General features: G+C 73.6%; 21 protein-coding genes. 10 read left to right on the top strand and 11 right to left on the bottom strand.

Annotated features, from left to right (window positions below; translation table 11 throughout):
* Positions 1 to 187: 187 nt before the first annotated feature.
* The 4 genes from ACIF8S_RS08525 (at position 188) to ACIF8S_RS08510 (ending at position 5,266) form a co-directional block, all read left to right on the top strand.
* Positions 188 to 2,431, top strand: coding sequence for a glycoside hydrolase family 9 protein (locus tag ACIF8S_RS08525; RefSeq protein WP_399998125.1), 2,244 nt, complete (start codon positions 188 to 190; stop codon positions 2,429 to 2,431).
* Positions 2,432 to 2,561: 130 nt separating this feature from the next.
* Positions 2,562 to 2,807 (top strand): hypothetical protein, encoded by a 246-nt coding sequence (locus ACIF8S_RS08520; protein ID WP_037722460.1) that lies wholly within the window; start codon positions 2,562 to 2,564, stop codon positions 2,805 to 2,807.
* Between the two features lie 3 nt (positions 2,808 to 2,810).
* Positions 2,811 to 3,188, top strand: a complete 378-nt coding sequence (locus ACIF8S_RS08515; protein WP_145824657.1) for a toxin Doc — start codon at positions 2,811 to 2,813, stop codon at positions 3,186 to 3,188.
* A 437-nt stretch (positions 3,189 to 3,625) separates the two neighbouring features.
* Entirely contained in the window at positions 3,626 to 5,266 is a 1,641-nt protein-coding gene (locus ACIF8S_RS08510; RefSeq protein WP_399998123.1) for an RICIN domain-containing protein, read from the top strand.
* Positions 5,267 to 5,325: 59 nt separating this feature from the next.
* On the opposite strand, the gene ACIF8S_RS08505 is transcribed toward ACIF8S_RS08510, so the two are convergent.
* On the bottom strand, positions 5,326 to 6,495 hold the full coding sequence (locus ACIF8S_RS08505) for a lactate 2-monooxygenase (RefSeq protein WP_399998122.1): 1,170 nt from the start codon (positions 6,493 to 6,495) through the stop codon (positions 5,326 to 5,328).
* A gap of 461 nt (positions 6,496 to 6,956) precedes the next feature.
* On the opposite strand from ACIF8S_RS08505, the gene ACIF8S_RS08500 reads away from it, so the two are divergent.
* A complete protein-coding gene (locus ACIF8S_RS08500; protein WP_399998121.1) occupies positions 6,957 to 7,391 on the top strand; it encodes a subtilase-type protease inhibitor in 435 nt (144 codons plus the stop codon).
* 143 nt (positions 7,392 to 7,534) lie between these two features.
* On the opposite strand, the gene ACIF8S_RS08495 is transcribed toward ACIF8S_RS08500, so the two are convergent.
* The 3 genes from ACIF8S_RS08495 to ACIF8S_RS08485 form a co-directional block, all read right to left on the bottom strand.
* Positions 7,535 to 7,693 (bottom strand): CDGSH iron-sulfur domain-containing protein, encoded by a 159-nt coding sequence (locus ACIF8S_RS08495; RefSeq protein ID WP_051489933.1) that lies wholly within the window; start codon positions 7,691 to 7,693, stop codon positions 7,535 to 7,537.
* A 91-nt stretch (positions 7,694 to 7,784) separates the two neighbouring features.
* The gene (locus ACIF8S_RS08490; RefSeq protein ID WP_399998120.1) at positions 7,785 to 8,414 is read right to left on the bottom strand and encodes a HemK2/MTQ2 family protein methyltransferase; all 630 of its coding nucleotides are present in this window, start codon (positions 8,412 to 8,414) and stop codon (positions 7,785 to 7,787) included.
* Positions 8,415 to 8,460: 46 nt separating this feature from the next.
* Positions 8,461 to 9,474 (bottom strand): iron-containing redox enzyme family protein, encoded by a 1,014-nt coding sequence (locus tag ACIF8S_RS08485; RefSeq protein WP_399998119.1) that lies wholly within the window; start codon positions 9,472 to 9,474, stop codon positions 8,461 to 8,463.
* A 79-nt stretch (positions 9,475 to 9,553) separates the two neighbouring features.
* On the opposite strand from ACIF8S_RS08485, the gene ACIF8S_RS08480 reads away from it, so the two are divergent.
* Complete coding sequence (locus ACIF8S_RS08480) at positions 9,554 to 10,162, top strand: flavodoxin family protein (RefSeq protein ID WP_215210975.1); 609 nt, start codon at positions 9,554 to 9,556, stop codon at positions 10,160 to 10,162.
* Between the two features lie 49 nt (positions 10,163 to 10,211).
* On the opposite strand, the gene ACIF8S_RS08475 is transcribed toward ACIF8S_RS08480, so the two are convergent.
* The 6 genes from ACIF8S_RS08475 to ACIF8S_RS08450 all read right to left on the bottom strand — a co-directional run bounded on the left by ACIF8S_RS08475 (position 10,212) and on the right by ACIF8S_RS08450 (position 17,783).
* Positions 10,212 to 10,388 (bottom strand): hypothetical protein, encoded by a 177-nt coding sequence (locus ACIF8S_RS08475; protein ID WP_215210974.1) that lies wholly within the window; start codon positions 10,386 to 10,388, stop codon positions 10,212 to 10,214.
* A 67-nt stretch (positions 10,389 to 10,455) separates the two neighbouring features.
* Positions 10,456 to 11,466 carry a Ppx/GppA family phosphatase gene (locus tag ACIF8S_RS08470; protein ID WP_399998118.1) on the bottom strand — a complete coding sequence of 337 codons (1,011 nt, stop codon included), beginning with the start codon at positions 11,464 to 11,466 and terminating at the stop codon, positions 10,456 to 10,458.
* Between the two features lie 137 nt (positions 11,467 to 11,603).
* Positions 11,604 to 14,429, bottom strand: a complete 2,826-nt coding sequence (locus ACIF8S_RS08465; protein WP_399998117.1) for an NHLP bacteriocin export ABC transporter permease/ATPase subunit — start codon at positions 14,427 to 14,429, stop codon at positions 11,604 to 11,606.
* A 1-nt stretch (position 14,430) separates the two neighbouring features.
* Positions 14,431 to 16,653, bottom strand: a complete 2,223-nt coding sequence (locus ACIF8S_RS08460) for an NHLP family bacteriocin export ABC transporter peptidase/permease/ATPase subunit (RefSeq protein ID WP_399998116.1) — start codon at positions 16,651 to 16,653, stop codon at positions 14,431 to 14,433.
* Positions 16,650 to 17,456 carry an HlyD family efflux transporter periplasmic adaptor subunit gene (locus ACIF8S_RS08455; protein WP_399998115.1) on the bottom strand — a complete coding sequence of 269 codons (807 nt, stop codon included), beginning with the start codon at positions 17,454 to 17,456 and terminating at the stop codon, positions 16,650 to 16,652. The genes ACIF8S_RS08460 and ACIF8S_RS08455 overlap by 4 nt, the downstream gene beginning before the upstream one ends.
* A gap of 111 nt (positions 17,457 to 17,567) precedes the next feature.
* Positions 17,568 to 17,783 (bottom strand): type A2 lantipeptide, encoded by a 216-nt coding sequence (locus ACIF8S_RS08450; protein ID WP_215210967.1) that lies wholly within the window; start codon positions 17,781 to 17,783, stop codon positions 17,568 to 17,570.
* Positions 17,784 to 18,350: 567 nt separating this feature from the next.
* Between ACIF8S_RS08450 and ACIF8S_RS08445 the strand changes: the two genes are divergently transcribed.
* A complete protein-coding gene (locus tag ACIF8S_RS08445; RefSeq protein ID WP_399998113.1) occupies positions 18,351 to 19,694 on the top strand; it encodes a S1 family peptidase in 1,344 nt (447 codons plus the stop codon).
* 79 nt (positions 19,695 to 19,773) lie between these two features.
* Here the strand turns inward: ACIF8S_RS08445 and ACIF8S_RS08440 are convergent, their stop codons facing one another.
* Positions 19,774 to 21,906, bottom strand: a complete 2,133-nt coding sequence (locus ACIF8S_RS08440; protein ID WP_399998112.1) for a SpoIIE family protein phosphatase — start codon at positions 21,904 to 21,906, stop codon at positions 19,774 to 19,776.
* A gap of 267 nt (positions 21,907 to 22,173) precedes the next feature.
* On the opposite strand from ACIF8S_RS08440, the gene ACIF8S_RS08435 reads away from it, so the two are divergent.
* The 3 genes from ACIF8S_RS08435 (at position 22,174) to ACIF8S_RS08425 (ending at position 25,396) form a co-directional block, all read left to right on the top strand.
* Positions 22,174 to 24,618 carry a SpoIIE family protein phosphatase gene (locus tag ACIF8S_RS08435; RefSeq protein ID WP_399998111.1) on the top strand — a complete coding sequence of 815 codons (2,445 nt, stop codon included), beginning with the start codon at positions 22,174 to 22,176 and terminating at the stop codon, positions 24,616 to 24,618.
* A 71-nt stretch (positions 24,619 to 24,689) separates the two neighbouring features.
* Positions 24,690 to 25,109, top strand: coding sequence for a CBS domain-containing protein (locus ACIF8S_RS08430; protein ID WP_399998109.1), 420 nt, complete (start codon positions 24,690 to 24,692; stop codon positions 25,107 to 25,109).
* A 107-nt stretch (positions 25,110 to 25,216) separates the two neighbouring features.
* Complete coding sequence (locus ACIF8S_RS08425) at positions 25,217 to 25,396, top strand: hypothetical protein (RefSeq protein WP_024883425.1); 180 nt, start codon at positions 25,217 to 25,219, stop codon at positions 25,394 to 25,396.
* Positions 25,397 to 25,481: the final 85 nt, after the last annotated feature.

The raw sequence follows: 25,481 nt of genomic DNA, 5'->3' as shown, positions 1-25,481 counted from the left end.
AGCCTAGTGCGTCGGGGCGCGACATGAACGGGAACCGGGGCCCCCGCCTCCGCGCCAAGTGAGCACGGTTGTTCGTGTCACGACCGTTGACGGCGCGTCACATCTGCCACAACCATGGTCGGCGCACGGAGTTGGGAGCGCTCCCATGACGCTCTCGTCCCCCGCACCTCCGCAGAGGAGCCCAGACGTGAACAGACGCAGAACCGCTCTGCTGACCCTCACCGGTCTGCTGGCGACCGCGCTCACCGCGCTGCCCGCCGCCCCGGCCGGGGCCGACGAGGTCGAGCAGGTCCGCAACGGCACGTTCGACAACGGCACCGACCCCTGGTGGGCGTCCGAGGGCGTCACCGCGGGCGCCTCCGACGGCCGCCTGTGCGCCGACGTGCCCGGCGGCACCGCCAACCGCTGGGACGCGATCGTGGGCCACAACGACATCACCCTGGTGGAGGGGGAGACGTACCGGTTCTCCTTCACCGCGACCGGCTCGCCCGCGGGCCATGTGGTCCGGGCGATCGTCGGCCTCCAGGTGGACCCGTACGACACCTACCACGAGGTGTCACCGCAGCTCAGCGTGTCCGGCGACACCTACGCGTACACCTTCACCGCACCGGTGAGCACGGAGCAGGCCCAGGTCGGCTTCCAGCTCGGCGGCAGCCCCGACCCCTGGCGGTTCTGCGTGGACGACGTGTCCCTGCTGGGCGGCGTCGCCCCCGAGCCGTACGAGCCGGACACCGGGCCGCGCGTCCGGGTCAACCAGGTCGGTTACCTGCCCGCCGGGCCGAAGAACGCCACGCTCGTCACCGACGCCACGCAGAAGCTGCCCTGGCAGCTCAAGGACGGCCGCGGCCGGGTGGTCCGCACCGGCTGGACCGTGCCGCGCGGCGTCGACGGCTCCTCCGGGCAGAACGTGCACTCCGTCGACTTCGGCTCCTACCGGGGCCACGGCACCGGCTTCACCCTGACCGCCGACGGCGAGAGCAGCCACCCCTTCGACCTCGACGCGAAGGCCTACGAGCGGCTGCGGCTGGACTCGGCGAAGTACTACTACACCCAGCGCAGCGGCGTCGCGATCCGCGAGGATTTGCGCCCCGGCTACGGCCGCCCGGCCGGTCACGTGGGGATCGCCCCGAACCAGGGCGACGGCGCGGTGCCCTGCCGGCCCGGGGAGTGCGACTACACCCTCGACGTCACCGGCGGCTGGTACGACGCCGGCGACCACGGCAAGTACGTCGTCAACGGCGGCATCAGCACCTGGGAGGTGCTCAGCACCTACGAGCGCGCCCGGCACGCCCGCACCGGCAAGGCGCACACGCTGGGCGACCGCACCCTGAACATCCCGGAGAGCGGCAACAAGGTCCCCGACATCCTCGACGAGGCCCGCTGGGAGCTGGAGTTCCTGCTGAAGATGCAGGTGCCCGCCGGTGAGCCGCTGGCCGGCATGGCCCACCACAAGATCCACGACGAGCAGTGGACCGGGCTGCCCCTGCTGCCCGGCGACGACCCGCAGAAGCGCGAGCTGCACCCGCCGACGACCGCCGCCACCCTGAACCTCGCCGCCACCGCGGCGCAGGCGGCCCGGCTCTACCGCCCCTACGACAAGAGGTTCGCGGACCGCACCCTGGCCGCGGCGCGCACGGCCTGGGCGGCCGCACTGGCCCACCCGGACCTGCTCGCCGACCCCGACGACGGCATCGGCGGCGGCGCCTACCCCGACGACACCGTGTCCGACGAGTTCTACTGGGCTGCCGCGGAGCTCTACCTCACCACCGGTGAGCGCGCGTTCAAGGACCACCTGCTGAAGTCGCCGGTGCACACCGCGGACATCTTCGGCCCGATCGGCTTCGACTGGGCGCGCACCGCCGCGGCCGGCCGGCTCGACCTCGCCACGGTGCCGAACAAGCTGCCCGGGCTCGACAAGGTCCGCCGCTCCGTGATCGAGGGCGCCGACGCCTACCTGGCCACCCTGAAGGCACACCCGTACGGGATGCCGTACGCGCCGCAGGGCAACCTCTACGACTGGGGCTCCAGCCACCAGATCCTCAACAACGCCGTCGTCCTCGCCACCGCCTACGACCTCACCGGCGCGGCCAAGTACCGGGACGGCGCGCTGCAGAGCATGGACTACATCCTCGGCCGCAACGCCCTGAACATGTCCTACGTCACCGGCTACGGCGAGGTCCACGCCAAGAACCAGCACAGCCGGTGGTACGCCCGCCAGCTCGACCCGAACCTGCCCAACCCGCCCGCCGGCACGCTGTCCGGCGGACCCAACAGCAGCATCCAGGACCCGTTCGCCCAGTCGAAACTGCAGGGCTGCGTCGGACAGTTCTGCTTCATCGACGACATCCAGTCCTGGTCCACCAACGAGCACACCATCAACTGGAACGCCGCCCTGACCCGCATGGCCTCCTTCGTGGCCGACCAGGGCTGAACCCCCGCTCCTCGCGCGGGCCGGTGACCGATGCGGTCACCGGCCCGCCCGGGTGTCCGGCGGTACCCCACCACGTATGCTCTGACCTGCGGGTATTTACTGATCAGTACCCGAGCGGTACCGTAAGTCCATGCCAGCTCTCAACGTGGAGTTCAGCGACCGCGAGCTCGAGGACCTGCGGCAGATCGCCAAGGAACGCGGTACGTCCATGAAGGCGCTCGTGCGGGAGGCGGCAGCGGCGGACATCGCCCGCCACCGCGCCCTCCAGGAGGGCGCCGAGGCCTTCCGCCGGTTCTTCGCCACGCACGCCGACGAGTTCGCCGCCGCCTTCCCCGACGACGAGCCGCCCGCCACGGGCGCCGGGCGGGCCGCCTGACCGATGGCACCCGTGCTGCACATCGACGTGCCCTGGCTGCTCCAGCGGCATGAGGAAGTCCTCCCGGACCAGCCCACGGTCAACGACTTCTCCGCGCTGGTGGCGGCCGTCGCCCGGCACCGCGTCGACCCGCCCCGCCTCGGCGTGAACTCCGACGCCGCGTGGCGAGCCGCCGCCCTGCTGCACACCCTGGCCGTGCTGCGCCCGCTGCCCTCCGCCAACGCCCGGTTCGCCTGTGCCACGGCCGTGGCCTACATGTACGTCAGCGGGGCCGGCATCGACCCGCCCTACGGCGCCCTGGTGGACCTCGCCCGTGACCTGATCTCCGGCGCGACCGACGTCTACGGCGCCGCGGACCGGCTGCGTTCCTGGCAGATCTGACGCTCCCGTCACCGGGGCTCGGCGCGAGCCGTTCACACGGGCCGCGCGGTGGGGAAACGGCGGCGCGCGCATGCCGGGGGAGTGGTGTTCACCGGCTTCCGGTCACGCCCTTTTCGCAGCACCCGGTGGGAACCCCGGGAAAAGGCGACGCGAATGCCGGACGGATCGCCGCGGACGGCCTTGTCTTTTTGACTTTCTGTCAACGCGGGCATGTTGTCCGACCGCCTTGTTGGCCGCGTACGGGTTGTGCGAGAGTGAGCCACCCGTGTGGGGGTAAAGGCCGGGGACGCACGCGAGTTGATGAACCGGGTCGGATGCGCCGTCGGTTAATTCCCGCCCCCCGCGCCACACCAAAGAGGTATGCACCACTCGGGCGTCCCTTTTCGGTGCCGGAAACGCTCGAATGCCACATGCGCTGTGGGAAGGAACCAATCTCAGTGCACACCCCCCACCCCCCTCGACCTCCCTATCCCCCGCCGGGCGGTGATCCGGGGGAATCCGACGAGGCACTCGCCGCGCGACTGCGCGGCCGTCCGGAGGGCGAGGCCGCCCATTCCGTCGCCCTGCTGACGGCGCGGCACTGGCACGCCATGCACGACTACGCGACCGTGTGCCTCGCCTCCGGCGGGCAGACCGCCTCCATGGTGACCGGGGCCGCCCTGCACCGGGTGCTCGACCGGGTCGCCGTCGGTGAGTCCGCCGTCGCACTCCGTCCGGTCCTGCTGGTGGGGGTGCGCGACACGGTCCGCGAGTGGGCCGCCGACGACCGAATAGCCGACGTTCTGCCGGGCCTGCTGAAACCGGCGGGCGGACGCGGCATGCGCGCGGCGACGACCATGACGCCGGAAAACCGCACACTCGCCCAGCGGGCATTCCGTTCCCTGCCCGCACTCGCGCGCTGTTTGCTCTGGCACGTCGAGGTCGAGGCCGAGCCGATTTCCGTACCGGCGGGTCTGCTGGGCACGGATTCCGACATCGCGTCGGGTGCACTCGATCAGGCGCGAGACAAATTCCGTCAGGGTTTGGTCCGTGCCCATCAGGAACTGGCGCCCACCCAGGAGTGCCGCTTCTACAACCGGCTGCTCGACGTCCCCATCCGCCGGGGCGGGGCCCTGCTGCCCGAGGTCCGCCAGCACCTGGGCGAGTGCCGCTACTGCCGCAACGCGGCCGAGCAACTGGGCCACTTCGAGAGCGCGTTGGGCACGCTGATCGCGGAGGCGGTGCTCGGGTGGGGGGCCCGGCGCTACCTCGACTCGCGTCCCGGACGCGCCACGGCGGGCCCGCGCGCCGGACGTGCCGGCCGCCGCCGGCGCAAGGGCGGGGGCGGCGACGGCGGGTACAGCGGGCACCGGCTGCTGTCCCGGTTCCCGGTGCCCGAGCGGCTCGGCCGCATCGCGCTGCCCGACCCGGTGCGTTCCACCCGCACCCTGCTCACCGGACTCGGCGCGGTGTCCGCCGGGGTGCTGGTCAGCGTGCTCATCGCCGGGTCGTCCACCCCGGACGGCGGCACCGCCGATCCGACGGGCGCCACCGGCGCGGGCGGCCGCGCCGCCGTGCCGTCCGCCTCCCCGCCCGGCGCGGCCGGCCTGCCCTCGGCGCCCGGCCGCACCCGGCTGCGCAACATCGCCTCGGGCCTGTGCCTGGACGCCCGGGACGAGCCTCAGGACGGAACGGGCACCCGGCTGGCGAAGTGCTCCTCCGCGTGGAGCCAGCAGTGGACGTACGAGGAGGACGGCCTGCTGCGCAGCGTCGCCGACCCGGGGCTGTGCCTCGACTCCCACAAGGACGCCGGTGTCGTGGTCCTCGGGACGTGCGCGGACACCGGCGACCGGACCGCCGACGACGTGCGCTACGACCTCACGGTGCAGGGCGAACTCGTGCCCCGCTGGGACGTCCAGCTGGCGCTCGCCCCGGCGACCCCTGACGCGAACGCCGACATCGTCGTCAAGGTGCGCGACCGGACCGTGGAGCAGCGCTGGGCCGCCGAGCCGGTGCGCTCGGCCACGGAGTCCCTCTCCATCACCGGTCCGACGACCCCCTCCGCCCGGTACGCGGACCTGGCCGAGCCGGCGAGCTGACGGCGCTCCCCGGGGTGGCTTCTCCTCCGGGGCGGCCCCGAGGGCCGCCCCGGAGGGTGTCAGACCACGGCCTCGGTCAGGTCGTCGGGCCCGACGGTCCCCGGGCCGGAGTGCCCCGACAGGGCGAGGGTGAGATCGAGTTCGGCGAGCAGGCAGCGGATCACGTGCTCCACGCCCGCCTGCCCGTCGAGGCCCAGCCCGTACACGTACGGGCGGCCCACCAGCACCGCCCGCGCGCCCAGCGCGAGCGCCTTGAACACGTCGTCGCCGGTGCGCACCCCGCTGTCGAACAGCACGGTCAGCCGGTCCCCGACGGCCCGCACCACGCCGGGCAGCGCGTCCGCCGCCCCGATCGCGCCCGCCACCTGGCGTCCGCCGTGGTTGGACACCACCACCCCGTCCATCCCCGCGTCGGCGGCGAGCCGGGCGTCGTCGGGGTGCAGCACACCCTTCAGGACGATCGGACCGTCCCAGTTCTCGCGCAGGAACGCCAGGTCCGGCCAGGTCTTCGCGGGGTCGGAGAACATACCCACGAAGTGCATCACCGCCGCGTTCGGGTCCTCGTGCACCGGCTTCGCGAGCCCCGCCCGGAACGCGGGGTCGGAGAAGTAGTTCGCGGTGCCCACGCCCCGCAGGAACGGCAGGTACGCCTGGTCCAGGTCGCGTGGGCGCCAGGACAGCAGCGGGGTGTCCAGGGTGACGACCAGCGCCGTGTACCCCGCCGCCTTGGCCCGGCCGAGGAAGCTGCGCGCCACCTCCACGTCCTTCGGCCAGTACAGCTGGAACCAGCGCTCGGCGTCCCCCATCGCCTCGGCGACCTGCTCCATCGGCGTGCTGGACGCCGAGGACAGCACGAACGGCACCCCCTGGGCCGCCGCCGCCCGGGCGGCGGCCGGCTCGGCCTCCGGGTGCATGATCGACAGCACGCCGACCGGGGCCAGGGCGAGCGGCGCGGGCAGGGAGCGGCCCAGCACCTCCACCGACAGGTCCCGCTCGTGGACGTCGCGCAGCATGCGCGGCACGATCCGGCGTCGGTCCAGGGCGGCGCGGTTGGCGCGGGCGGTGCTGCCGTCGCCCGCGCTGCCGGCGACGTAGCCGACCGGACCGGGACCGAGGCGCCGCTCGGTGAGTTCCTCCAGCCGGGTCAGGTCGGTCGGCAAGCGTGGCACGGCACCCGTCATGCCGTTCAGGTAGATCTCGTACTGGAAGTCGGCCCAGTGCTTCGCCATCCGTCCCGCCCTGTCTCCTCGTGCCACATGGTCCCGACCCACATGGTCCCGACGCATACTGGCCGGTATGTGCCGGTGGCGTCCAGCGCGCGCAGGCGGGCGTCCGCTGTGCCCGGGAGGTCTCGCGGGGTTGCTCGGATGACCGGCGAATGACCCTTTCATGACCGCAAGGGGTTTCTGTTCGGCCTGCGTACGACGGAATCGGAATGTTTCAGGCCGATTAACGAGCGAGGGGAATTCGGCCACCTGGCTGTGCGGTGCGCGTGACAACCGCCCGGTTACCGGGTCGACGCGCGTCCATTTGGTCACTTCGCGCCACTGATTCAATACGCAATGTTACTGAAATGCATGGGGTCGACGTGAGTTTCCGCCGGGGACTCGGCAGACTCCGGCACGCCGGTTCGGCACCAACCGAGCACGGGCCGGCGACCGGAAGAAAACGAAGCGGAAGGATGCACACAATGCGGAACACCGCGCGCTGGGCCATCACCCTCGGTCTCACGGCCACCGCCGTCGGCGCCCCCCTGTCCGGGGCCGCGCTCGCCGCCCCGGGTCATGCCCCGTCCGCGCTCTACGCCCCCTCGGCCCTCGTGCTCACGGTCGGCAAGGGAGTCAGCGCGACGGCCGTCACGCCGGAACGCGCGGTCACCCTGACCTGTGCGCCGGGACCCTCGGGCACCCACCCGGCCGCCGCCTCCGCCTGCGCGGACCTGACCGGCGTCGGCGGCGACCTGAACGCGCTGACGAGAAGCGGCGACGTCATGTGCCCGATGGTGTACGACCCGGTGCTGGTCACCGTCGACGGCGTCTGGCAGGGCAAGCGCGTCTCCTACGAGCGCTCGTTCTCCAACACGTGCGAGATGCACGCGCACGGGTCGAGCGTCTTCGCCTTCTGAGACCGGGATCGCACGTTCCCGTGACCGTGTGGCGGCCCGCGGACTGGGGAGTACCGGGCACCGCGCGGACAGTGCGATCCCACAAGGAGGCCGGCGGGCGGAGTGGGGCCGCCCGCCGGCCTCCGGGCCGTATCGGGAAGGATTCAGGCGCGGTCGCGGTGGCTGGTGTCGCACCACGGGTAGCGCCGGCTGCGCCGGCAGGTGCACAGGGCCACGCGGAAGCGGTCGGAGGACACGACCGAGCCGTCCTCCAGCTCCACCTCCACCGGCCCGTCCACCAGCATCGGCCCCTTGCGCCGCATGGTGACGCGGCGCGGGTCACCCGCAGGCCCGGACGGGGAGTGCGCGGACCCCGAGGGGGAGTGCGCGGACCCGGACGGGGAGTGCGCGGGGTCAGACGGGGAGTTCGGCACGGATCACCACCAGCTCTTCCTCGTTGTCGGCGGGGGACAGCAGCCCCCGCTCCCGCAGCCACTTCTCCCGGGTCCGCAGCACCGGACCGAAGGCGATCCGCCGCCGCTGCGTGACCGCGGACTTCAGCCCGGCGGAGCGCAGACAGTCCACGGTCAGCTCCGGATCGCTGAGCGCCGACTGCACGAGGAGCAGCACACCGCCCGGCCGCAGCAGCCCGGGGGCCTCGTGGCAGACCCGGTCCAGCACCAGCCTGCCGTCACCGCCGGCGTCCCAGGCGCGGGCGGCGCCGCGCGGGGGCCGGTGACCGGCGGGCGCGGGAACGTAGGGGGGATTGGTGAGCACCAGGTCGAACGTCCGGCCCCGCACCGGATCGAACAGGTTTCCGCGTACGACCTGGACGGAGAGACCGGCCCGCCGCGCGTTCAGCCGGGCCGTGCACACGGCCCGCCGTGACACGTCGACGGCGGTCACACGGGCGCCGCGCCGTGCGGCGGCCAGCGCCAGGGCTCCGGAGCCGGTACCGACGTCGAGGACGTCGGCGCCCGGCGGGACGGGCTCGTCGGCCAGGGCGGCGGCGAGCAGCTCGGTGTCCTCTTGAGGGGCGTACACGCCCGGGAGTGCCAGACTTTTCACAGGCGGCCGAGTACCCCGTTGGTCAAGAGACATGGGTCACTTCCTGTGACAGCGGGACACGCAGGGCCGAGCGGCCGTCCCGCCAGTGGGCGAGCAGCCGGTCGCCGAGCAGGTCCTCGGTGAACACCGTGGCGGCCACTCCGAAGGCGATGTCCGGGGCGAGCAGCGGCTCGTCCTCCAGCAGACCGCCGATGACGTCCTTGCGGACCACCTGCTCGTGCACGGCGTCCGCCTCCACGTGCTCGTCGTAGAAGTGCTCGGCGGCGGGACCGGCGCCCGTGCGGCGCATGGCCTCCGCGAGCCGCCGCGACCCGGGCGAGGACGTGATCTCGACCGTCGCGAAGTGGCCCACCAGGGCGCCCCGGAGCGTGCGGTGCAGGCCGAACAGCGACATCAGGTTCACCGTGACCAGCAACTCCGCGCAGGCGGCGTCCAGATAGCGGCCGTACGTCGTGTCCAGTCCGAGGTCGGTCATCAGGTCGGCGAACAGCCGGGCGTGCACCCGGTCGCCCCGCCCGCCGCCGTACTCGTCGAACTCCACGGCGGCCATCGCCGCCTTGGCCCGGCCGCGCAGCCTCGGCAGCACCCAGGCGTGCGGGTCGGCCTCCTTGAGGTGGTACAGGGAGCGCAGGGCCGCGTACTCGCGCAGCTGCCACAGCTCGCCCTTGTCCCGCAGGAAGTGGCTGACGCCCGTGCCGTCCACCGGCTCCACGAGGATCCCGGCGAGCGCGTCGTCGACGCTCGCGTGGCGCGGGGCGTCCGCGCGCAGGGCGGCGAGGAAGCGCCGCTCCATGGCCGCCCGGGTGCGCAGCAGGTCCGGGTCCCACTCCAGGGCCGGCGCCACGTCCGCGAAACCGCGGTAGTGCATCTCGTAGCAGAGGTAGAGGGCGAGCTGGAGGTCCTCGCCGTACACGGCGGCCGCCGCCACGTCCTCCTCGGAGGGCAGCGGGCCGGCGCCCCGCAGATAGGTGGTCACGGCACGGCTGAGCGGCCCGCGTGGTCCGGGCAGCAGAGGTTCGTCTCGGGGGTCGTCCATGGGCCCCGAGTACCCGGACGGCGGACGGAAACGCCCGGCGGCGTGGCGGGGGCGCGTGTGCGGGGTACCCCATGACGTCATGAAGGCATTGGTGATCAACTGCACGCTCAAGAAGTCACCGGAGACCTCCAACACCGAGGCGCTGTTCCGGACCGTCACCGAGCAGCTGGAGCGGGAGGGCGTCGAGGTCGACGTCGTCCGCGCCGTGGACCTGGAGATCGCCCCCGGCGTGGTCAGCGAGGCCGTGCACGAGGGCGACGACTGGCCCCAGGTGCACGAGAAGCTCCTCGCGGCCGAGATCCTCGTCATCGCCTCGCCGACCTGGCTGGGCCAGCCGTCGTCGGTGGCCAAGCGGGTCCTGGAGCGGATGGATGCGATGCTGTCCGAGACCGACGACGAGGGCCGCCCGGTCGCCTACAACCGGGTCGCCGGCGTCGTCGTCACCGGCAACGAGGACGGCGCCCACCATGTGATCAGCGAGATCACCGGCGGGCTCCAGGACATCGGCTACACCATCCCCGGCCAGGCCTGGACCTACTGGAATCAGGGCCCGGGCCCGGGGCCGTCCTTCCTGGAGGGCGGCAGCGGCCAGGACTGGTCGCGCAGCACGGGCCGCGCCATGGCGGCGAACCTGCTGGGCGTCGCCCGCGCTCTCGCGGCCCGGCCGCTCGGAGCCCCGCCGCAGTAGGGCCGGCCGCACGGGCTGCCGCCGGACCCCGGCGGCAGCCCCGACACGGCTACTCTCCCTCGGCCTGCTCCTGCGCCTCGGTGTTGGGCGTGACGGCATCGCCCGCCTCACCGCGGTGCCGGCGGTCCTCCTCGGTGTCCCGGGTCCGGCGCTCGGCCTCCTCCACCTCGCGCAGCACCTCGTCGACGGCCGACTCGTCCTTGGGGGTGTCGTCGTGCTCGGACACGGGTTCTCCTCACGTCGTGCTGGTCTTACCGGTCGTACCGGTCGGTGTGCCGCCCCTCGGGCCGCGGTCAGTGCCGCGGGGCGGCGATGCGCAGGGGCACCAGGTCGGCGCCCGCCGCCTCCTTCTCGTTGCTCCGGGTGATCTCCGCCCACCAGGACGGACCGTCCTCGACGTGGCGCAGCAGCACCCCTTCGCGCAACGCCCAGGGGCAGATCGTCACCGTCGCCAGGCCGGTCAGCTTCATCGCGGTGTGCGCCACGACCGCGCCCGCCAGGCTCTGCAGCGAGCGGGGCGCGGAGATGCCGGGCAGCCGGGCGCGGTCGGCCGCGGACAGCGCGGCCAGCCGGTCGATCGCCACGCGCAGGTCGGACGCCGACAGCTCCCGCTCCACGAACGGGCCGTGCCGGCCGGGCGCGGCCCCGCACAGCCGCCCGAGCTGCTGGAAGGTGCGGGAGGTGGCGACCGCCGTACGCGGGCCCTCCCAGCGGATCCGGGCCGCCGCGTCACGCAGCTGGTGCCGCACCCTGCGGCGCAGGGTCCGTACCCGGTCGGGCGAGGGCGGGTCCTCGTCCTCGAAGTACTCGTGGGTCAGCCGGGCCGCCCCCAGCGGCAGCGAGGCGGCGAAGTCGGGCAGCCGGCCGCGCCCGAAGGCGACCTCCAGCGAGCCGCCGCCGATGTCCAGCAGGGCGAGCGGCCCGCAGCGCCAGCCCATCCAGCGGCGCGCCGCGAGGAAGGTGAGCTCCGCCTCGACCTCGCCGGGCAGGGTGCACAGCTCGACGCCGGTCCGCTCCCGCACCGTGCGCAGCACCTCCTGCCGGTTGGGGGCGCCGCGCACCACCGCCGTGGCGAAGGCCAGGGGACCGGCCGCGCCCCACCGCGCCGCGGCCCGGTCCGCCGCCGCCACGGCGTCCACCAGGTCCTCCACGGCACGGTCCGGCACCGGCCCGCCGGGCTTGACCTGCTCGGACAGCCGCAGCCGCCACTTGGCGGTGTGCACGGGCAGCGGCGCGCCGCCCTCCGTGTCCGACACGACGAGCCTGACGGTCTTCGACCCGACATCCACCACGCTGGTCCGCATGGCCCGTGGGTACCCATTTCCCGTCCCGGCCAACGACCCGACCGCGCGGGACGACGAAGACGCGCCACCAACCGTGTGTTCCTGGGCGGCCGCGATGCCCCCGGGGGCGCCGTACCCCGGGGCGGACGCCTCCCGGATCAGGCGAGCTGCCTGCGCACCAGCTCGTGCAGACGGCCCCGGGTGTCGGCGAGCAGGTCGGCCGGGGTGCCCTGCTGGACCACCTTGCCCGCCTCCATCACCACCACCCGGTCCGCGTCCAGCACCGTCGACAGGCGGTGCGCGATGACGACACGGGTGGCCCGCAGTGCCTTGGTGCTCTCGATCACCGTGCGCTGGGTCTCGTTGTCCAGGGCGCTGGTCGCCTCGTCGAAGAAGAGGATCCGGGGCCGTCGGATCAGCGCCTGGGCGATCATCAGCCGCTGCCGCTGACCGCCGGAGACCGCGCCGCTGCCCGAGACGATGGTGTGCAGCCCCATCGGCATCCGGCGGATGTCCTCGGCCAGCCCCGCCATCTCCGCCGCCGCCATCGCCTCCTCCGGCGTGTACGGCTCGCTGCCGCAGATCACGTCCATGATCGACCCGGTGAACGGCTGCGCGTGCTGGAGCACGACACCGCACTGCCTGCGCACCGCCGACGGGTCGAGCGCCGCCAGGTCCTGCCCGTCGTACAGCACGGAGCCGGACTGCGGCCGGTCGAAGCCGATGAGCAGCCGCAGCAGTGTCGACTTGCCGCAGCCGCTCGGCCCCACCACCGCCACGAACTCGCCCGGACGCGCCTCGAACGACACGTCGTCCAGCACCAGCGGACCGTCGTCGGAGTAACGGAAGGACACCCGCCGGGCCTCGAGCGCCCCGGTCAGCGGGCCCGGCCGGGTGCTCGCCGTACGCACCTCGGGCGTCGCGTCCAGCACCGGCCGGATCTGTTCGAACAGCGGCAGCGCGGCGACCGCCGAGACGAACGAGCCGGTCAGCTGGGTCACCGACGTGAGCACCATCGTCACCGACGTGTTGAAGGTCAGGAACTCCGCCGCCGTCATCGACCCGCGCGCCGGGCCGGCCAGCAGCATGAACATCCCCAGCGTGCACAGCGGCAGATAGACCGCGCCCAGCACCGCCGTCAGGTTCTTGATCCGGCCGGCTTTCGCCTGCAGCTCACGGCTGCGCGCGAACTGCGACGCCCACGCCGCGTACGCGTAGTTCTCCGCCGCCGCCACCCGCAGCTTCGGCAGCCCGCGCAGCGTCTGGAACGCCTGGTTGTTCAGCTTGTTGCCGAGCACCACCAGCCGCCGCTGCCAGCGCACCTGCCACAGGCCGAGCCCCAGGAACACACTCGCGACCACCACCAGCATGCCCAGCGCGGCCAGCGCCATCGGCACGCTGAACCACAGCAACAGCCCGAGGTTCACCGCGCCCACGGTGACCGACTGGGTCACCGTGGGGCCCACCCCGGCCAGCATCCGGCGGATCGCGCTGATACCCATCGCCGCGCTCGCCAGCTCACCCGTGGACCGCTCCGTGAAGAACCGGGTCGGCAGCCTGAGCAGCCTGTCCCACACCGCCGGCTGGAGCGTGGCCTCCACCCGGCCCTCAAGCCGCAGCAGCGTGAGGTTCTGCAGCAGCATGAACGCGGCCGCGACCACACTGCTGAGGATCACCGCGAGACACACCTGCACGATCAGGTCCGTCTGCGCCTTCGGCACGTACTCGCCGAGCACCCGGCCCGTCGCCAGCGGCACCAGGGCCCCCAGCACCACCGTCACCAGACCGCTCAGCACCAGCCCCGTCAGGTCGCCCCGGGTGCCGCCCATGCAGAACCGCATCAGCCGCAGCGGGCTCAGCCGCCGCTCGGGCAGCGGACGGTAGAACATCACCGCGCGCGGCTCGAACTCCTCGGCGTTCGCCTTCTCCACCGGGGTCTCCCGGCCCGTCGACGGATGCACCGACACGTAGCCGCCGCGCCGCCACAGCAGCGCCACCGGCGCCCCCGACAGGGCACGATGGCCCACCAGCGGTCCCACGTCGTCGCGCCACCACCGGCCCTCCAGCCGCACCACCCGGGTGCGCAGCCGCGAGGCCAGCGCCACCTGCTCCACCGGGTCCAGCCGGTCGGCGCCGGTGCCGGACTGCGCCGGCGAGGCCAGCGTGATCCCGGCCGCCCGCGCCACCAGCTCGCAGGCCGCGTAGGTGGCGTCCGCGTCGGCGGCCGTCGTGCGCTGCCCCGACCGCTTGCCGATCGACGCGAGCAGCGTCCGGTCGGCCTGCGCCCGCACCGCCTCACCGGCCGCGATGCCCTGCGCGGTGCGGGACTCGTGCGTCTCCTCCAACTGCTCGATCCACCGGTCCAGCGTGGTCATCAGCCGGTACTGCTGGTCGACCATGCTCTGCCACAGCGCCGGGTCCATCAGCAGGTCCGCCGCGGCCTCCGCCCCGTACAGGGAGCCGTACTGCACGCTGCCCGGGGGCACCTGCATCCAGAACACGTCGTCGTCGGTGGGCGCCGCCGCCCGCTCCGTCGCCATCGGCGCCTGGAACAGCACGGCGAGGCTCCGGCCCACGCCCAGGGCGAGCGCGTACTCCAGCGGGCTCGTCGTCGGCGGCACGTACTGCGGGTTGCCGTAGGCGTCGTACGACCAGGTCTGGGTGTGGGCCTCCTGGTACAGCTCGCGCAGCGCGACGCGGCGCACCACGCAGTCCCGCAGGGGGCGCGCCACCAGTGTGTGCGCCGGACCCGCCACCGGGCCCAGCACCAGCGAGCCCGCCTCCAGCCGGCCCAGGTGGTGCCAGTGACCCTGCTGTTCGGCGTCCACCGCGAACAGGTCCACGGCACCGGACGCGATCAGCCACAGCACCTGCGGCCCCTCCAGGTCCAGCCGCCCGAACCCGGAGCAGTCGATCGGGGTGCCCAGCGCGCCGAGCGCGCCCAGGACGACGTCGCCGCCCTGCCCCTCCTGCACGGCAGTCATCTCATCGCTCCCTGACCAGCGCCGCGTACGCGCCGCCGCGCGCCACCAGCTCCTCGTGCCGTCCGCGCTCCACGACCGTGCCCTGGTCCAGGACGACGATCTCGTCGCTGTCGCGGACCGTGGACAGCCGGTGCGCGATCACCACGCACGCGCAGCCGCGGCGGCGGAGGTTGTCCATCACGACCAGCTCCGTCTCGGCGTCCAGCGCGCTGGTCACCTCGTCGAGGACCAGGATGCTCGGCCGCCGTACCAGCGCCCGCGCGATCTCCAGACGCTGGCGCTGACCGCCGGAGAAGTTCCGGCCGTCCTGCTCGACCGGGCTGTGGATGCCGCCCGGACGGCGCACGATCACGTCGTACAGCGCCGCGTCCCTCAGCGCCTCCACCACGGCCTCGTCCGGGATCGACGGGTCCCACAGCGCCACGTTGTCCCGCACCGTCCCCTCGAACAGGAACACGTCCTGGTCGACGAACGACACGGACGCGGCCAGCGCCCCGCGCGGGATGTCCTCGATGCGCGGCCCGTCGATCCGGATCACGCCCTCCCACGGGGTGTAGAGCCCCGAGATCAGCCGTGACACGGTCGACTTGCCGCTGCCCGAGCCACCCACCAGCGCCACCTGCTGCCCCGGACCGACCGTCAGGTCGAAGCCGGTCAGCAGCGGCTTGTCCAGCGGGTTGTAGCCGAAGGTGAGGTTCTGCAGCTCCACATGGCCGTGCAGCCGCCGGGTCGACTCACCGGCGCCCGGACGCCCGTACAGCGGGTCCGTCCGGAAGTTCTCCACGTCCTTCAGCCGGGCCACGTCGGCGGCGAAGTCCTGGATGCGGCCCGCCACCCCGTTCAGCCGGGTCAGCGGCGCCGTGAACCGGGCGACCAGCGCCTGGAAGGCCACCAGCAGACCGACCGAGATGTGCCCCTCGACCGCCCGCATGCCGCCGATCCAGAGGATCAGCGCGCTGTTCAGCGTGGCCAGCGTCGGCGCGACGATGCCGAGCCACGCGCTCGGCACCCCGAGCCGCTGCTGCTCCTCCAGCGTGGTGGCGTGCTGCCCGGCCCACTTGCGGAAGTAGCCGTCCTCGCCGCCGGTCGCCTTCAGCGTCTCGATCAGCTGGAGCCCCGTGTACGCGGTGTTGGTGAGCCGCGCCGTGTCCGCGCGCAGCTTCGCCGTGCGGGTGGCGCGCAGCCGGATCACGATCCGCATCGCGAGGATGTTCAGCAGCGCCACCCCGATGCCCACGAACGTGAGCTGCGGGTCGTACGTGTAGAGCAGCACCGCGTACAGCACGACCACGACCGCGTCGACGCCCGCCGCCGACAGGTCACGGGCCAGCGTCTCGGCCACGGCGTCGTTGGACTGCAGGCGCTGCACGAGGTCGGCGGGGCTGCGCTGGGAGAAGAACGTCACCGGCAGCCGCAGCAGGTGGCGCAGGAAGCGCGCGCTGGACAGCGTCGACGAGATCAGCCGGCCGCGCAGCAGGTTCGCCTGCTGGAGCCAGGTCAGCAGCAGGGTGAGCAGCAAGCAGGCGCCCATCGACAGGAACAGCACGTCCAGCGTCGAGGTCTGCTGTCCGATCAGGAAGTCGTCGATGAAGGTGCGGCTGAGTCCGGGCACGGCCGCGCCCACCACCACCAGCAGCAGGCTGGTCAGCACCACGGCGGGCATGGTGCCCGCGGTGCCGCGCAGCCGGGCCGGCATGGCGCCGAGCACGCCCGGTCTGCGCCCGCCCCGGCTGAAGTCCTCGCCGGGCTCCATGACCAGCACGACACCGGTGAAGCTGCTGTCGAACTCCTCCAGCGGCACGAACCGGCGCCCCTTGGCGGGGTCGTTGACGAACACCCCGCGACGGCCGAACCGGCGGCCCATGCCGTCGTAGACGACGTAGTGGTTGAACTCCCAGAACAGGATGGCCGGCGCCGTCACCTCGGCGAGGGCGGCCAGGTCCATCTGCATGCCTTTGGCGGTCAGCCCGTAGCTGCGGGCGGCCTTCAGCAGGTTGCTGGCGCGCGAGCCGTCCCGCGAGACGCCGCAGGCGATGCGCAGCTCCTCCAGCGGGACGTGGCGGCCGTAGTGGCCGAGCACCATCGCGAGGGAGGCGGCACCGCACTCCACGGCCTCCATCTGGAGCACGGTGGGCGTACGGACCGTCCTGACCTTGGACGTGGGGACCTTGCGGCGGGGCGGGGCGGCACGGCGTCTGCCGCGTGTCTCCTGTGCGGTGCTCACGGCAGCAGCCAATCCACGGGACGCCGGTCGGCCAGCCGGATCGAACCGGTGGCCAGGGTCATCGACGTCAGCTCGAACGGCGGGCCCCCGGCCGAGGACCACGCGTAGCCGCTCTGCGTCGCCGGCGACCGCTTCAGCTTCACGGTGACGGCCACCGGCCTGCCGTCCCGGGTGAACTCCTCGCCGAGCTGGGTGTCGCCGAGGAACCCGGTGATCTGCCGCGGGGACTGGGCGGAGCGGTCCACCTCCGTCACCTCGCCGCGCAGCACGCCGTACTCCTGGCTCGGCACGGACTGCACCGTCAGGTCGACGGAGCCGTGCGCGGGGATGCCGGCGGCCTTCTGCGCGGGGACGTACACCGTCGCGTACAGGGGCGACCCGGCCCCGCGGACCTTCTCCACCGCGGCGACGTCCGTGCCGGTCGCGATGATCTGCCCGGCGCTCGCGGCGAGCGCGGTGATCCGGCCCGCCTGGAGGGTCCGCACGACCTGGTCACCGTCCGGCGTACGGACCTTGAGTACGGGGGAGCCGGCCGGCAGGCGCTCGCCCTCGCGCGCGAGTACGGCGGTGACCTGCCCGGCGACGGGGCTCTGCAGGATGTAACTGCCCTGCCCGTAGGTGAGGATGGCGGGTGCCTGGACGGTGGAGGTGACCGAACCGGTCAGCGCCCACACGGACGCGGCGGCCATCGCGATCACGGTGACGGACAGCACCAGCCAGCCCTGCGGGCGGGCGAAGCGCACCGGGAGGTCGAGTTCCTCCGGTGACTGGAGCTTGGCGAGGGCCTGTTGGCGGAATTGCACGGGTCTTCCCTCACCTGGGTGAACTGTGCGACGTGACGGGGAGACTACGGACGCACCACTGAGTCCCGGAGCCGGGGAGCGGCTCCGGGACTCGGTGACACGAGGACGCGATCAGAGACCGGCGACCAGGTTGGTGACCGGGGCCGTGTTCAGGCCGGTGACGCCCTCGACGGTGCCGACGACCGTGTCGACCAGGCCGGAGACCGGGGCGATGCCGTCCAGGGCGCCGGTGAGGGTGTTCACGGCGTTGACCGACAGACCACCGGAGACGGCGTCGAGGTCGGCGTCGGAGATCTCGGCGGTCTCGACCTGCGGGGTGGAGTTCATGGGGAACTTCCCTTCGTATGGATATTCACAAGGGGGGAGCGGCCCCCTCTGGGGACAGATGAAGGCCGCGACCGCGGGCGTCGGACGCCCGTCGCCGGGAGCCCGGAACGGCCTTGCGGTGCGATGGATCAAAGCACGCCGCCGCTGCGGGCTTCCAATCATTCGGGCGCCTCACCAGGCAACTCGCGCCCAAGGGGCACCCAAGCGTGCAGACGGGGGCACGGCTCGGCGGCGACTTCTTCACATGGCCCACGGCATCGCCCCATCCGGCCACTTGCGCCCTCGTGGCCGGAAAGCGACACACCGGCCGCAAGGGCGCTTCCCGGATACATGCGTTGTGCATGCACCTCGCTGCGGTGACCGGGTTGGGCATTCGGTGTGCAGATTCGCCGAAGCCAGGATTCAAGGCGGCCCCGGACACCGAGCGTGCGTGTCCGGTGGCGGAGGGTGAGGTCGCGGAAGGCGTTGAACACTCCTCAACTCCCTTGCGTACCAACGGCCATCCAGGCGCCCCGACAGCCGCCCCCACGGCGGCACGACTCCGGTCCCCCCAGGAGGTCGAGAAGTTTGAGTCACAAGCGAATTCCCAAGCGCAAGGCCGCGATGGCGGTGGGCGGTGTGGTGGCCCTCGGTGCCGCCGCGATCCTGCTTCCCAGTGCGAACGCGTCACAGGACGGCGCGCCGGACGACGCCGCGGCCGCGCCGAGGACCCTGAAGGCGGGCGACGCCTCGGATCTCGCCACGCGCCTCGCCGGAATGCTGGGCGACGCGTACGCCGGCGCCTACTACGACGGCGACGGCAAGCGGCTGGTCGTCAACGTGGTGCGCGACGAGGGCGACATGGTCCTGCGGGCGCGGAGCGCGGGTGCGGCCGTCCGCGAGGTCGACAACAGCATGGCTGAACTGGAGTCCGGCGCGCGGACGTTGACGTCGGAGGCGACCATCCCGGGCACGTCCTGGGCGGTCGACCCGCGCACCAACAAGATCCTCGTCACCGCGGACAGCACGGTGACCGGGAACAAGTGGGACCGGCTGGAGTCCACCGTGCGGAGCCTCGGTTCCGGCATGGCCACCATCAAGAAGTCCGCGGGCACCTTCCGGACCTTCGCGTCCGGCGGCGACGCCATCTTCGCGGGCGGCGCCCGCTGTTCGCTCGGCTTCAACGTGACCGCGGCCGACGGCACGCCCGCGTTCCTCACCGCCGGGCACTGTGCCGCCGCCGGTGACGAGTGGTCGGACCAGCAGGGCGGACAGCCGATCGCCACCGTCGACCAGGCGCTGTTCCCCGGCGCGGGCGACTTCGCGCTCGTCACCTACAACGACCCCGCCACCGAGGCCCCGAGCGAGGTGAACGTCGGGGGGCAGATCGTCCCGGTCGTCCGGGCCGCGGAGGCGGCGGTCGGCCAGCAGGTGTTCCGCATGGGCAGCACCACCGGCCTCGCCGACGGTCAGGTCCTCGGCCTGAACGCCACGGTGAACTACCCCGAGGGCACGGTCACCGGTCTCATACAGACCGACGTCTGCGCCGAACCCGGCGACAGCGGCGGCTCGATGTTCACCCAGGACGGACTCGCCATCGGCCTCACCTCCGGCGGCAGCGGCGACTGCACGTCGGGCGGGGAGACCTTCTTCCAGCCGGTGACCACCGCCCTGGAAGCGGTCGGCGCGACCCTCGGCGCGGGGGCTGGCGCGGGTGCGGGCGACCAGGCGGGCGGCGAGCAGGACGCGGGCGCGGGCGACCAGGCCGGCGGCGAGCAGGACGCCGGAGCGGGCGCGGGTGAGGACGCGGGCGCGGCTGAGGACGCCGGTGACGGTGAGGACGCCGGTGACGGGCAGGCCGGCGAGGGCGCGCACCCCGGTCGCGGCGCCGGCCGTCAGGGACACGGCTCCGGGCTGACCTCGACGCGCTGACGCCGACGACCGGCCGGCACCGGGAGGCCCCCGGTACCGGCCGGTCACGCCGTCCGCACCTCCGCCGGAAGCGCCCCCGTCAGACCACCGGTACCGACCTGAGCAGCAGGACCGCCGTGTCGTCCAGGCGGTCCGTCGTGTGGGGGCCGTGCCGGACCAGGGCGTCGGCGAGGTCGTCCGGGGGCAGGTCGCCGAGGTCGGTCAGGCGCCGGCACAGGTCGGCGAGGGCGTCCTCGAGGTCCGTGCCCGGCGACTCCACCAGGCCGTCGGTGTACAGCACCAGCAGCGAACCGGGCTCCAGCGCGACCTCGGTCGACGGGTAGACCGCCGCCGCGTCGACGCCGAGCAGCGGGCCGCCGGCCAGGTCCAGCACCCGGACCCGCCCGTCCGGCCTCCGCAGCAGCGGCGGCGGATGCCCCGCACGGGACATCACGGCCCGCCGCCGCACCGGATCGAGGCGCAGGTACAGACAGCTCGCGAACAGCTCCGAACCCAGGTCGAGCAGCAGCCGGTTGGTACTGCGCATCACCTCGTCCGGCGCCTGCCCCACCGCCGTGTACGCCCGCACCGCCGTACGGACCTGGCCCATCAGCCCGGCCGCCGTCACGTTGTGCCCCTGCACGTCCCCGATCACCGCCGCCGCCGTGCCCTGCGTCGGCACCAGGTCGTAGAAGTCGCCCCCGATCTCCATGCCCCGGGTGGCCGGCAGATACCGGGCGGCGGCCTCGATCCCCGGCAGCGACGGCAGGGTGTGCGGCAGCAGCGCCTCCTGCAGCCCGTGCGCCAGGCGGTGTTTGACGTCGTACAGCATGGCCCGCTCCAACGCCTGCGCGATCAGCCCCGCCAGGCTGGTCAGCACCGCCCGCTCCTCCGTCGTGAAGTGGTGCGGGGCCGCGTAGGACAGCACGCACGTGCCCACCGGCCGGCCGGAGGCGATCAGCGGCAGGTACGCCCACGCCGAGAACCCGGACGGGTGGGTCTGCAGCGCCGGGTACAGCCGCTCCAGCTCCTCCCGCGTCTCGAAGAAGGCGGGCACACCGGAGCGCAGCACCTGCCCGCCCGGCGTGGCCCGGGACAGCGGCATCCCGTCGAACCGCTCCACCACCAGGGGGTCCGCGTATCCGCGGTGCCCCAGCACGCGCAGCCGGCCGGCCCGGGAGCCGAGCACGACCAGCGCCTGGCTGCCCACCGCCGGCGCGATCTCGTCGGCGACCAGCTGCACCACGTCCTGCACCCCGACCGCCTCGGTCAGCGCGCCGGCCAGGCTGAGCACCTGGGTGATGGTCACCAGCCGCTCCGGCACCGTCCCCGGCCGGGGCGTGGCGCGGTTCATCTCCCTGACCGCGCGCGCCCTGCTGATCCGGACGCTGAGGCCGGTGGTGCTCGGATACAGCCGGAAGGACAGCCACGCGTCGGGCGGGCGCAGCGCGACGAACGAGGTGACGTGCTGGCTGAACAGCGCCGCCCGGTACCGGTCCTCGTACACCGGGTCGTTCAGCCACGGCACCGCCGCCCACATCTGCGCCCCCAGCAGCCGCTGCGACTCCACGCCCAGCAGCTCGGACGCGGCGGCGTTGGCGAAGGCGACCCGCCCGTGCAGGTCGAGCGAGCACAGCCCGTACGGCAGCCGGGACACCATCCGGGCCGCCTCCACGGTGCCGAGCGTGCCGGCCGCCCCGCCCACCACCGGCGCGGCCAGCAGGTCCGGCTCCGGCGCGAGCGGCAGGCTGCTCTCGGCGGCCCGCTCCAGCCGCACCGCCAGCCGGTCGCAAGCCGCGGTGAGGTGCTCGCGTTCCCAGTCCGACAGGTCCGGCGGGTGCGAGCCCGGCCAGGTCACGAAGACCGCGCCGTACACCTTCGCCGCCGTCGCCACGGGCAGCGCGGCCAGGGAGAAGGGGTAGGGGAGCACCATCGCGATCCGGGGGTAGTGGCGGGCCATCTCCTCCTCGCCGCCCACCCACACCAGCCGCCGTTCACGCACCGCGTCGGACACGGGGATCGGCGCGCTCAGCCCCACCCGCTCCCACGGCGCCGCGAAGGCACGGGGCAGTCCGGCCATCACCGCCATCTCCAGCACGGGCTGGTCGGGGGAGAGCAGGTACACCGCCCCGGAGTGGGCGTGCACCTCGTCCATCAGCGCGGCCAGCGTCAGCGACAGCAGCGGACGGCCCACGGGGGCGTGCGACTGCGCGGACGCCTGTCCCTCGGACACGCCGACCACCTCCTCGCACGACCCGCACCCAATCTCCCCTGCGGGAAGGCGTCCCGCACGGCGAGCGGGACGCCCTGTGCGCGCACCTGTGCGCGTACCCCGTTCCGTGGCGGTGAGCCCCCCTTGCCGGCCTTGGCGGCCCCGTCGTCGAGCGCCGGACGGGCCGGGCCCGGCCTCGCCGGCGCTCGAGAAGCGGAGCCCCGCGGGAAGCCCGCCCCGGGCACCGTTCGTGCACAGGGGCTGCGCACGTGTCCCATAAGCGCTGTAATGGCCAACGTGGTGGGTGAGGGCGCTGCGGGACGCAGCACGAGAACGCTGCGCGCCGAAGGTGCCCTGACGGCGCTCGCCGCGGACCCGGACTCACCCGAGCGGCTGCGCAGGATCCTGGAGCAGACCCTCGTCTTCGCCGGCGCCGCGTTCGCCGGCGTCTACGCCCCCGGTGAGGACGGCGAGCTGCTCTGCCTGACGGAGACCGCCGGGGTGCCGAGGACCCTGTGCGGGGTGCGTGACTGCTACTCCGCCACCGGCCGCAGCCCGGTCGCCGAGGCCGCGCGCGGACGGACGGTGTGGCTCGGCCCGAGGGACCTGGCCGCCCAGGCCCAGTCCCGGCGCACCCCCCGCCGCGACTTCCACCTGGCCGCCCTGCCGGTGCGGCACGACGGCGGCTGCCTCCTCGCGGTGAGCGAGCGGCCCGGTGGCTTCGACGCCGACGAGCGGGCGTGCCTCGGTCTGGTCGCCGACGCGGTCGCCGCCCCCGCGCCTCCCGTGCCCGACGACGGCGCGGACCTCCCGCCCGGCGGCTTCAGCCTCGCCATGGACACCGGGCGCCTCCGGGTGCACGACGACATCCTGGACCTGTTCGGCGTGGACCCGGACGACTTCGACGGGCGGGTGGAGACCCTGCTCGGCCTGACCGTCCCCGAGGACCTGCCCTCGCTGATGTCCGTGGTCGAGGCCGACCACATGACCATCGGCGACCGCGAACTGGAGTTCCGCGTGCTCCAGCCCGCCGGCCCGCCCAGATGGCTCCGGCTGCGCGGCCGGCTGGCCTCCGGGGGCGAAGGGCGCCCGGCCCGGCTCGTCGGCTCCGTCACCGACGCCTCCTCGCTGCGCGCCGACGTCACCGACGTGGCCCGGGTGCAGCGGCTGGCCGCCGCGCTGTCCACGGCCGTGACCGTGCGGGACGTCGGCAAGGCCGTCGTCGCCGCGCTGCGCCGCCCGCTGCGCGCCGACCGGATGGCCCTCGCCGAGCTGGAGAGCGACCGGCTCGTCGTCACCGTCCTCGACCCGCCCGAGCCCGAGGCCTGGCCCGAGGTGTGGCGGTCGGAGTGGCGCACCGAGTGGCCCGACGCGCCCGTGCGCACCATGCCCACCCTGGCCGCCGCGCTGCGCGAGGGCCGCCCCGGCATCTGGCCCGCGGGCTCCCCGCTGGAGCCCGCCCTGGCCGGGGTCGGCCCCGGCGGACTGGCGGTGCTGCCGCTGGCCGCGGGCAACCGCATGGCCGGGGCCTGCCTGGTCGGCTGGGACGCCCCGCACGACTTCGGCGCGGACGAGCGCGCCCTGCTCACCGCCGCCGCCAACCTGGCCGGCCAGGCGCTGATGCGGGCCCGCGCCTTCGACGCCGAGCACGAACTGGTCGGCATGCTCCAGCGGCAGCTGCTGCCGCGCCGGCTGCCCCGGCTGTCCGGCGCGGTCGCCGTCGCCCGCTACCTGCCCAGCACCGCGGGGCTGGAACTCGGCGGCGACTGGTACGACGTCATCCCGCTGCCCGACAACCACGTCGCGCTCGTCATCGGGGACGTCCAGGGACACAGCGCCGGCGCCGCCACCCTCATGGGACAGATGCGCACCGCCCTGCGCGCCTACGCCGTCGAGGGCCACCCCCCGGACGTGGTGGTCTCGCACGCCAACCGGCTCCTCGTCGACATGGAGACGGACCTCTTCGCCACCTGCTGCTACGTCGACGTCGACATGGAGGCGGGCGCCGCCTGGTGCGTCCGCGCCGGCCACCTGCCGCCGGTGCTGCGCCACCCGGACGGACGCACCGAGATCGCCGAGGCGGAGGGCGGCCCGCCGCTCGGGGTGGTGCGGCAGTGCGACTTCCCGATGAGCCCGCTGCGGCTCCAGCCCGGCACGCTGGTCGCCCTCACCACGGACGGCCTGGTCGAGTCGCCCGACTCCGACATCGACGAGGGGCTCGAACGGTTCGCCCGGCAGGTGTCCGCCGCCGACCCGGTCCGTCTCGGGCCGGTCGCCGACACGCTGCTCGGCCGGGCGCCGCGCAGCGACGACGTGGCGCTCCTGCTGATGCGCTACGACGGCATGGAGAACCGCCCGCTGCGGGAGAGCTGGACCGTGTGGCGGGTGCCGCAGGCGGTGGGGCACGCCCGCCGCTTCACCCGGCGGACCCTGCGCTCCTGGGGCGTGACCGACGAGATCGACGCCCCGCTGCTCGCCGTGTCCGAACTGGTCACCAACGCCCTGGTGCACACCGAGGGACAGGTCCGCCTCGATCTCTCCCTGGTCGGCGACCGGCTGCGGCTCGCCGTCGCCGACGCCTCGCCCCGCTCCCCGGTGAGGCCCACCAGCATCGGCTGGGAGGCGACCGGGGGCCGCGGCATCCTGCTCGTCGAGGCCGTGTCGGCGACCTGGGGCACGCTGCCGGTCAGCGGCGGCAAGCAGGTGTGGGCGGAGTTCACCGTACGGACGTGACGGGTGGCAGGGGTCGCCGCGCGGCGGGTACCCGGTCCGCCGCACCGAGACGGGCAAGGGAAGGACACGCCATGACCCAGTACGTCCGCGACATCATGACCGCCGCGCCGGTGACCGTCGGACCGCACACCTCCGTGGCACAGGTGGCCCGCATCATGCGGGACCGCGACCTCGGCGCCGTCCTGGTCACCGACGACGGGCGGCTGCGGGGACTGGTCACCGACCGGGACCTCGTGGTGCGTTCGATCGCCGAGGGCGTCGACCCGGAGGAGACCACCGTGGCCGGCGCCTGCAGCGACGACGTGGTGACGGTGGGGCCCGACGACGAGCTGGACCTCGTGGTGCGGCTGATGCGGGAACACGCCGTGCGCCGCGTGCCGGTGGTCGAGGGCCGACAGCCGGTCGGCGTCGTGTCGTTGGGGGACGTCGCCATGGAGCGCGACCCGCAGTCGGCCCTCGGCGACATCAGCGTGGCCCGGCCGCACACGTAAGTAGGTGTCGTCGTAGGGAAGTTGCACGGATGTGCGGCAGCGGGGTTTGGGTGCGGCGGTGTCGGGGACCCGGCCCGCCGGTGACCGCAGAAGGAAGATGATGTGACGTGATCACGGAGAGCATGGACAAGCCCCGGACCCGCCGTCCGGAGACCGGCTGGGCGCGAGCGCGGCGCCTGCGCGGCCAGGAGCCGCTGCGAACCTGCCTGCCCGCCGTCGACCGGAACACCACGACGGCCGCCCCGGTCACCTGGGCCGAGGAGAACATCGTCCGCGGCGAGGACTGACCCCGCCCGAGGTCCGGACCCGCCCGGCCGTCGTGCCGCCCGGACCCCGGCCCCCGTTACCCCTCCGCCACGACCGGGCCCGCAC

The organism is Streptomyces sp. NPDC085937 (assembly GCF_044540535.1).
GTDB lineage: Bacteria > Actinomycetota > Actinomycetes > Streptomycetales > Streptomycetaceae > Streptomyces.
This window is presented reverse-complemented; position numbering and strand designations above follow the sequence as displayed.

What these genes read in the sequence shown, in the direction of transcription:
- ACIF8S_RS08495 (WP_051489933.1), bottom strand. Translation starts at nt 7,693, where the DNA reads ATGCGGCGCAAGGGGCCGATGCTGGTGGACGGGCCGGTGGAGGTGGAG.
- ACIF8S_RS08465 (WP_399998117.1), bottom strand. Translation starts at nt 14,429, where the DNA reads ATGACTGCCGTGCAGGAGGGGCAGGGCGGCGACGTCGTCCTGGGCGCG.
- ACIF8S_RS08435 (WP_399998111.1), top strand. Translation starts at nt 22,174, where the DNA reads ATGGCCAACGTGGTGGGTGAGGGCGCTGCGGGACGCAGCACGAGAACG.
- ACIF8S_RS08485 (WP_399998119.1), bottom strand. Translation starts at nt 9,474, where the DNA reads ATGGACGACCCCCGAGACGAACCTCTGCTGCCCGGACCACGCGGGCCG.
- ACIF8S_RS08505 (WP_399998122.1), bottom strand. Translation starts at nt 6,495, where the DNA reads ATGGCGAAGCACTGGGCCGACTTCCAGTACGAGATCTACCTGAACGGC.
- ACIF8S_RS08520 (WP_037722460.1), top strand. Translation starts at nt 2,562, where the DNA reads ATGCCAGCTCTCAACGTGGAGTTCAGCGACCGCGAGCTCGAGGACCTG.
- ACIF8S_RS08515 (WP_145824657.1), top strand. Translation starts at nt 2,811, where the DNA reads ATGGCACCCGTGCTGCACATCGACGTGCCCTGGCTGCTCCAGCGGCAT.
- ACIF8S_RS08430 (WP_399998109.1), top strand. Translation starts at nt 24,690, where the DNA reads ATGACCCAGTACGTCCGCGACATCATGACCGCCGCGCCGGTGACCGTC.
- ACIF8S_RS08450 (WP_215210967.1), bottom strand. Translation starts at nt 17,783, where the DNA reads ATGAACTCCACCCCGCAGGTCGAGACCGCCGAGATCTCCGACGCCGAC.
- ACIF8S_RS08470 (WP_399998118.1), bottom strand. Translation starts at nt 11,466, where the DNA reads ATGCGGACCAGCGTGGTGGATGTCGGGTCGAAGACCGTCAGGCTCGTC.
- ACIF8S_RS08500 (WP_399998121.1), top strand. Translation starts at nt 6,957, where the DNA reads ATGCGGAACACCGCGCGCTGGGCCATCACCCTCGGTCTCACGGCCACC.
- ACIF8S_RS08480 (WP_215210975.1), top strand. Translation starts at nt 9,554, where the DNA reads ATGAAGGCATTGGTGATCAACTGCACGCTCAAGAAGTCACCGGAGACC.